Source organism: Mesorhizobium sp. M1A.F.Ca.IN.020.06.1.1 (genome assembly GCF_004023265.1).
GTDB lineage: Bacteria > Pseudomonadota > Alphaproteobacteria > Rhizobiales > Rhizobiaceae > Mesorhizobium.
In genome coordinates, this window is record NZ_RZSR01000250.1 from 1 (window position 1) to 6,717 (window position 6,717).

A 6,717-nucleotide genomic window follows, 5' to 3' on the forward strand; every position below is an offset into this window, starting at 1 on the left:
GCCCGTAAAGAAAAAGCCCGTCCTTGGGATGCGGACTCCGCTGCGAAAACGCAAACTCCAACTGCGGTTCCTTGAAGTGCTCGACACGAAGCGATTTCTCCGGAAACCTCATGCTTAGACCTCGTCGTCGTTGTCAGGTCGCCCCAGCGTGCTGATGTCTGCCTCTTCTTCGTCGGCATCGAGAACATCGGGAAGCGCGGTACACACTGGCGAGGTGAAAAGCATAGGCGTCGCTTCGATCACAATCGCCGCGTTCGTTGATAGCGACAGCCGGATGTAGGCCGACTCGCCAGACAAAAGCTCAAGGAAAGCGAGCATGCGCCCGCGCCATTGCTTGTTGCGCCAACCCTTGCAAATGCTCCGGCGCAGGCGATGCAGCTTTCTGGCGTCATCGATGACGAGCCCCTCGGGCGTATCGTTGTCTACCGAAAACAGAACTCGGGACTTGAGCTTCAGGTGCCAGAACGGCCAGAAGTGAGGCATCGCAGTGACGCCGAACTGCCAGATATGTCCCTTCGCGACGTTACGAAGCATCGAGGATCGACGGTCGCCCTGCTTGCCCCACGGAATGCGCTGTCCGATTTGCGCCTGTGTGGCCGAAGCATGGAAACCGGCAGCGTTAGAATAGTGATACTCGACGAAGCCCTTTTCCCGGCAGAAGGACAGCCAAGCTTTCTTGATCATGGCGATGACAAGGTTGGATGCGACCTGGCGTTCCATTCCGAGAGTCGGGAAACCGTTGTCGACAAATTCCAGCAACGGGATTTCGTTTTTGAGCTTGAAGCGGCCGACAGACGCGAATGCCACATCGATCTCGGCCTCATCAGCGAAGGTAATAATGCCGGAGCCCTGGATGGCGCACGGATAGGGAAAAGCTTCGAGCGCACGATTCAGCAGTCTTTGCTCGATCGCTCCGGTGCTTTCGAAGTATCGGATGACGTCTGGCGCCTCCGCCGCCCGAAGCCAATTTGAGGTCAAACGCTCGGCCTCCTCGACGAGCGGTATCGCGCCGCGCCGTCGGAAGATCTCCCAATTCGGATCGATCACGGGCGGGCCGGCAGATCGCAACACCTTTTGCCGCTGGAGGGTATCCAACAGCAACCCGGCGCCGTCTCCCCAGCCGCGCACGAAATCGACAGTCACCGCGTCCCCGACGCCCTTGACCTTCTTACCTGCCTCGAGCCGGAGCGGAATGATGAACCGGCTATCGGGAATCTCCTTCGACAATTCCAGCGCGATATCTAGATCGTCCTGAACATGCGGATCATCGAGCGTGGCATCACGGCAAACGAGGAGAACTTTCGCCGCTCGGTATTGCAGCGCCTGATTGATCTGCCGGCGCCACCTATCGCCGGGCTGAAGCGTCAGGATGTCGGCGAACACCCGATACCCTTCGGCCTCGAGCTTGGGCGCTAACCAAAGCGTAAATTCATCGTCGATCGGTGACGACTTGATCAGAAAGATCGTGTCGCGGACCGTATTCTCGACAGTTGTTGCACTCCCGGCTGCCACCTTAGGGGGCAGGAGATTGGCGAGGACAGCGGGAATCGGCTCCGGCTTTGCGAGGGCCTTTCCGACTGCCTCCGTGACAACCGTTTCCAGAACCGATGTGCTTTGCGCCCATAGTTTTTGATGGGCTTTCTCTATGTTCGGATGCTTACGCAGGAGGGCGTTGAGGTCGCCCGGGCCGAATATGTCGCCCGGTGTTTGCAATGAGGGGCCGATGATCTCGGCTAACGCGCTCTTGTTTTTCGGCGTGAGCGGCGCCGATGTCACCAAGATGTAGCGCTTCGGCACGAGCCGTTCTATCGACTGCCGCTCCTTCGCCATCTTGGATTTCAAGCCCGAAAATCCGGTACGGTAATAATGCTTCGCCTGCAGGACGATGGCGCCATCTGCCAGAGCATGGCGTCCGTCCATCCCGTCGTCTGGCCCCTCGGGAAAAGCCTCGAAACGCTTTCCGATCTCGCTACCAATCAGGTCGCGGGCCAAATCCTCAAAATCGCTGTGCGACAAACTCGAGAAGTCATATGCCATGCTACAAGCATGAAGGCCCGCTTCATGAGCAGTCAAGCAATCAGGGGCGCTATTCCGTGGCGACTAAACTTTTCTAACAACAAAACAAACTGACAACTGCGCTTAGCTTCTCGATCCGCGAATTTCAGGTCAAACACTAGTCATCCATGACGACAACTCTCACTCCTCCCCAACATCCGGTCTCTAGACGCGAACGTCAATCAAAGGTTGGAAAGCGAGTGAGTCGGAGGCGGCTGAGCTGAGGATATCTCCTTTCCCTTAAACCGATCGCATGGTGAGCCGACGCATTCGCCGGCTTCAGCGATACAGCCGGTGGGGTATATCGTTCGATCACTGTCGGCTCCCCGCGCGCGAGGCTCGCAAATTTCTAACGAGGTATACCGGCTTCTCACAGCTCTACCGATCTTTGGGGGTGCCACCCCCGGCCACCCCCCATGCGGCAGCACTGCGCCTTTGCCCTCGACCGTCGCCATAGAACCCCGCCAGGCTGCTCGGCCGCTGACCAGAGCGCACCGCGCCGCTTTCACTGTGGCCGTTACAGAGGGCCGCGTACCTTAATGTAAACATTTCTGGCACATCCTTATTGACTGTACCTTTTACGTACCTTAATTATTGGGCACATTCATCAATGATTAAAGGGTACAGACATGACCACGACACATGAACAATACGTGCGCGCCGTTGCGGATATCGTCGCGGCTTCGGCCAGCGCAGACGATGCCGCCAAGCTCGCAAGCATCAAACTTGTGTTCGGCGCCGGCGAAGCTGGCCTTCGCGGCGTCACGTATTACAGCAAATGGCAGATTGGTGTGGAGGCTCCGGCCGCGCCGTTTGTGGAGGTTTGCGCCTTCGGCGAGGAAAACACCTGCCAACTCGCCGGCACGACCATTCATGAGCTTGGCCATGTCGTCGCGGGCTTCGAAGCCGGCCACGGCAAGCAATGGAAGGACGCCTGCGGGAGGCTTGGACTGCGGCACTGCCACGCGGCCGGCCATCAATACCGTTGGGCAGACTTCACGCCGTCAATCCGGCTTGCCGTCAACGCTCTGCCGAAGCCGAACGACGGCGCACCCGTTGCCATCCTGACGAACCGCTTCGGCCGCACCGTTGCGTTTAAACCATGTCCGGCCGGCATCGGCACCAAAGGCGGCAAATCGCGCGGCGCCGGTTCCGGCAGTCGCTTGCGCCTGTTCGAATGCGCTTGCGTTCCGGCCATTAAGGCACGCGTCGCCCGCGATACGTTCTCGGCCACCTGCGATTGCTGCCAATCGCCATTCCACATCGTCGCCCGATGAGGGCAGCGCCGCGCTGGCAACGGCGCGGCATCCCGTTTAAACGCAAATCAGGGAAGGAAACGCAAATGACAATCGTCGGATATGCCAGGGTATCGAGCACCGGGCAGAACTATGAAACCCAGGTGGAAAAGCTGACTGCGGCCGGAGCTACCAAGATATTCACTGAAAAGCAGTCCGGCTTGGACAAAGAGCGGCCGGAGCTGGCGCGGTGCCTGGACTATGTGCGGGAGGGCGATGTGTTGATGATCACAAAGCTCGACCGGCTGGCGCGCTCCGCCGGCCATCTGCACCAGATCGCCGACGAATTGGCGTCCAAGAGCGTCGGCTTCAAGGTGCTTGACGACAGCGGTGTGGACACGACCACGCGCACCGGCAGGCTCGTCTTCGGCATCCTCGCCAGTATCGCCGAATTCGAGACCGCTCTGCGGAAGGAACGTCAGATGGAAGGCATCGCTCTGGCGAAAGCGGAAGGCAGGACCGGCGGTCGACCGGCGTTGTTGACGGCGGAAGCCGTGGCGAGGATCAAGCAGGCGCGGGCAGATGGTTTGTCGATCCGCGCCACGGCGGCGCTGGTCGGCTTCTCAAAGGCCACCGTGCAAAAGGTGCTGGACGGTTCGCGCACCGTCGAGTGACGGACTGCGGCTTGTTTAAACGACAAGGGCGCCTGGCGCGCGCTGGCGCTTACCACTTTCTAACTCTCCCGCTCGCCGATTTGCCGCTTTAGCTTTTCGGTTTCAGCGGCCGCTTCGTCTAGCGCGACTTGCAGCAGCTCCCGGCGGCGCTGCTCGTCGACACCGGCGGCGATTTTCGCCAGTAGCTCGACCTCCTCCCATTCCAGTTGCAAGCGTGCAATGTAATGGCCGCTCAACGCGAGGTGTTTCGTGGAAAGCTTCACCTCTAGTCCAAATTCCTTTGGAACGACATTGGAGGGTGTTATTTCGTCCTCAACCACATCACGTTTGCCGACATGCGTCCGCTTTGACTGTGGCGCTACCGTCAACCTCATAAGCGTTTCCCCTCCGCTCTATTTCAGCCAAAAGATAACAGAGGTTACCCCAGGGCGCGCGTTCGCAATCCGAAGGTGTCCCGAGTAGCAGCCAGAGTGCAAATTGCGCTGGACGGGCCCGCCTGTGGCACTGGCCGGCACTCGCGCCCACGCAGCAGCTACGGCCAATCTGGGCCACACTGAAAGATGAACGTTCCTGCGCGTGCACATAACCGGCTTCAAAAATCAAGGTGACGTAGAAGCCAATGGTAATTGGATTGCCGATCCGCCGTGAGCCTGATCGCCTCCTAGCGATCCGCCGCTTCACCTCCTAGCCCGCTTCGGCAATATGCTGCCGCGCAAATTCCCCCTCACCCGCCGTGCTGGCGTCCCTTGCCACCGATCAGGCGGGGCGCTGCGGTCAGACCTTTGACCATTTCAGCCAGGGTCTCGCCCCATTTGAGAAGAATTCAAAGCACTCGCGGAGGTACGTAGCCCCTCCTAAAGGGGAGGGGCTACTCCGCTACTCCGCTAAGGGCGTGCCGCGCGGAATAGATGGCGGAATAGATTTTCATTCCGCAAGCCTTGTGGTGTAAGGGATTGCGGGATTTTCTGCGGAGTAGGCGCGGAATAGATTTTTGCTTCGCGTTCCGTCAAATCTGTTCCGCGTTTTGCGGAATAGATTTGAGGGGTTATTCCGCAAGCCAATCCTCACGTTTCGCGGGGTCGATGGCGAAAAATTCCTGCTTATCGCCTTTGACGAGTTTTTCACCCCGCCTAAGAATGCCAACGGCTGACAGCTCGTCACACAGGTCGATGACCGTCTTGCGTGTCTTCGATGTGTCGGCATCGTGACCCAGTGCTGTCAGCAAGCCCGGTGCCTTCGGCACATACTTCTCGGCCTTGTGATGCCGGCGATCATAACCGCTGGCAATCGCGTCCAGGATGGCCCGCTTCTCGTAGGCCGTCATGTGGTCGAGACGGTCGAACTCCTCGTCAGGATCAGCCGGTGTGTCGGTTTCCTTGAGATAGGCGACGGTCTGCGGCTTGCCCCAAGGATTGACACCAGCCGGCTCTACGCCGACGGCGAACGTGGCCAGCACGATGTTATCGAAACCGTTGCGGTTCTTCTTGAGACGGCACGTGCTGACGCCGCTGGCATTTTTCGATGTCTTTACCTCTACGTCCGTGGCCCCGTGCAGACACCCGTGGCCACGCGGAGTGTCCCCATCAGCCTTGTCGTTGTGGTGGATAAGGATGACGGCAATCCCGAGCCTGCAAATGGCCTTGCAAGCGGTGACGACACGGCCCATACCGTCGTCGCCGTCGTCGTTCTCCCGGATGCCGGGAAACGCCATATTGGAAGTGTCTATGACAAGCACGCCGGCACCGGTCCGCTTCAAGTCATCAACGACACGTTTGAAATCCAGGCTGCCTTTCCTGAGATTGGCGATGCCGGTTGCCAGGTGGACGTTGTGCCTGCCGTAGCGCTTCCGCAGCGCTTTCAGTCGCGCCCTCATGCCCCTCGGGTCTTCCGCCGCCGCATACAGCGCAGGCATCGGCATCGTCTTTTTGCCGAAGATGTCCTCGCCTTGCGATATCCTGAGTGCGATGTAGGGGGCCAGCAGGCTCTTACCCGATCCAGGCATGCCGAAGATGCACATGAAGTCCCCCCTGGCCAGCGTGTCCTCGACAATCGGCTCACGATCAAGACCGGTGTCGGCTTCCAGTTCGTCGGGCGACAGGCATTCATAGCCACCATCTGCCTGCCTCGCCTCTTCGGCGATCCGCGTTCCGCCGTTGGCGGCGTGCTTGCGGATCAAGGCCAGGATGTCAGCGTCGCTGGCGTCGATGTCCTTGAGCAACCTCACCTCGGCGAGGGCCGCCGCTTCGGCGAGCGGCGCCGTGTCGTCCGGCAGCTCGTCAAACTCGTGGGCGAGCGAGCGGCAGCCGAAGGCGTTCTCGGTGTTCTGGTAGGCGCTGTGGACCTTATATTCCAACTCGCCTTCGTCCCACGGCGGAGTATTGCGGGCGTTCCAGGGGCCAAGCAACTCGACGGCCGTGTCCGCCGTTATGCCGGCGTCCCAAAGCGTGCGAATGACGCGGATCAAGTTGGCATTGCCGCCGTTTCCGGAAACGGATTGCTGCTCGGTTTCCAGCCGCGCTTTCACCGCTGTGATGTCGGCGGGATCGTCCCCAGGCACCGCAATCATCAACGTGACGGGCGTCGCCTTCGTCCACTTCTGCGCGATCGCATCGACAAGCCATTGGGGCAACTTATCCGGCTTGCGCGGCTTTCCGCCAACCGGGGTGTAGAGCTTGCCGCCAATGGTGCTGCCAGGCAGGACGGCGAGGGCCTTCCTGGACTTCACGTCGACGCCATCCGCGAGCACGCTATTC

The 6,717-nt window shown here is 59.7% G+C and carries 5 protein-coding genes; 2 read left to right on the forward strand and 3 right to left on the reverse strand.

Annotation, left to right across the window (positions count from 1 at the left end):
• Positions 1–114: 114 nt before the first annotated feature.
• Positions 115–2,037, reverse strand: a complete 1,923-nt coding sequence (locus tag EOA60_RS13460) for a TIR domain-containing protein (RefSeq protein ID WP_127335788.1) — start codon at positions 2,035–2,037, stop codon at positions 115–117.
• Positions 2,038–2,684: 647 nt separating this feature from the next.
• Here EOA60_RS13460 and EOA60_RS13465 point away from each other — a divergent pair.
• Both EOA60_RS13465 and EOA60_RS13470 read left to right on the forward strand, forming a co-directional pair.
• Entirely contained in the window at positions 2,685–3,332 is a 648-nt protein-coding gene (locus EOA60_RS13465) for a hypothetical protein (protein WP_127335789.1), read from the forward strand.
• Positions 3,333–3,397: 65 nt separating this feature from the next.
• Positions 3,398–3,964 (forward strand): recombinase family protein, encoded by a 567-nt coding sequence (locus EOA60_RS13470; RefSeq protein ID WP_127335790.1) that lies wholly within the window; start codon positions 3,398–3,400, stop codon positions 3,962–3,964.
• A 59-nt stretch (positions 3,965–4,023) separates the two neighbouring features.
• On the opposite strand, the gene EOA60_RS13475 is transcribed toward EOA60_RS13470, so the two are convergent.
• Entirely contained in the window at positions 4,024–4,338 is a 315-nt protein-coding gene (locus EOA60_RS13475; RefSeq protein WP_127335791.1) for a hypothetical protein, read from the reverse strand.
• A 671-nt stretch (positions 4,339–5,009) separates the two neighbouring features.
• Positions 5,010–6,717: AAA family ATPase (locus EOA60_RS13480; protein WP_164899296.1), on the reverse strand; the 1,708-nt coding region annotated here is incomplete at its 5' end.

Excerpts from the sequence above, each read along its gene's own strand:
- EOA60_RS13460 (WP_127335788.1), bottom strand. The coding sequence starts at position 2,037 with ATGGCATATGACTTCTCGAGTTTGTCGCACAGCGATTTTGAGGATTTG.
- EOA60_RS13465 (WP_127335789.1), top strand. The coding sequence starts at position 2,685 with ATGACCACGACACATGAACAATACGTGCGCGCCGTTGCGGATATCGTC.
- EOA60_RS13470 (WP_127335790.1), top strand. The coding sequence starts at position 3,398 with ATGACAATCGTCGGATATGCCAGGGTATCGAGCACCGGGCAGAACTAT.
- EOA60_RS13475 (WP_127335791.1), bottom strand. The coding sequence starts at position 4,338 with ATGAGGTTGACGGTAGCGCCACAGTCAAAGCGGACGCATGTCGGCAAA.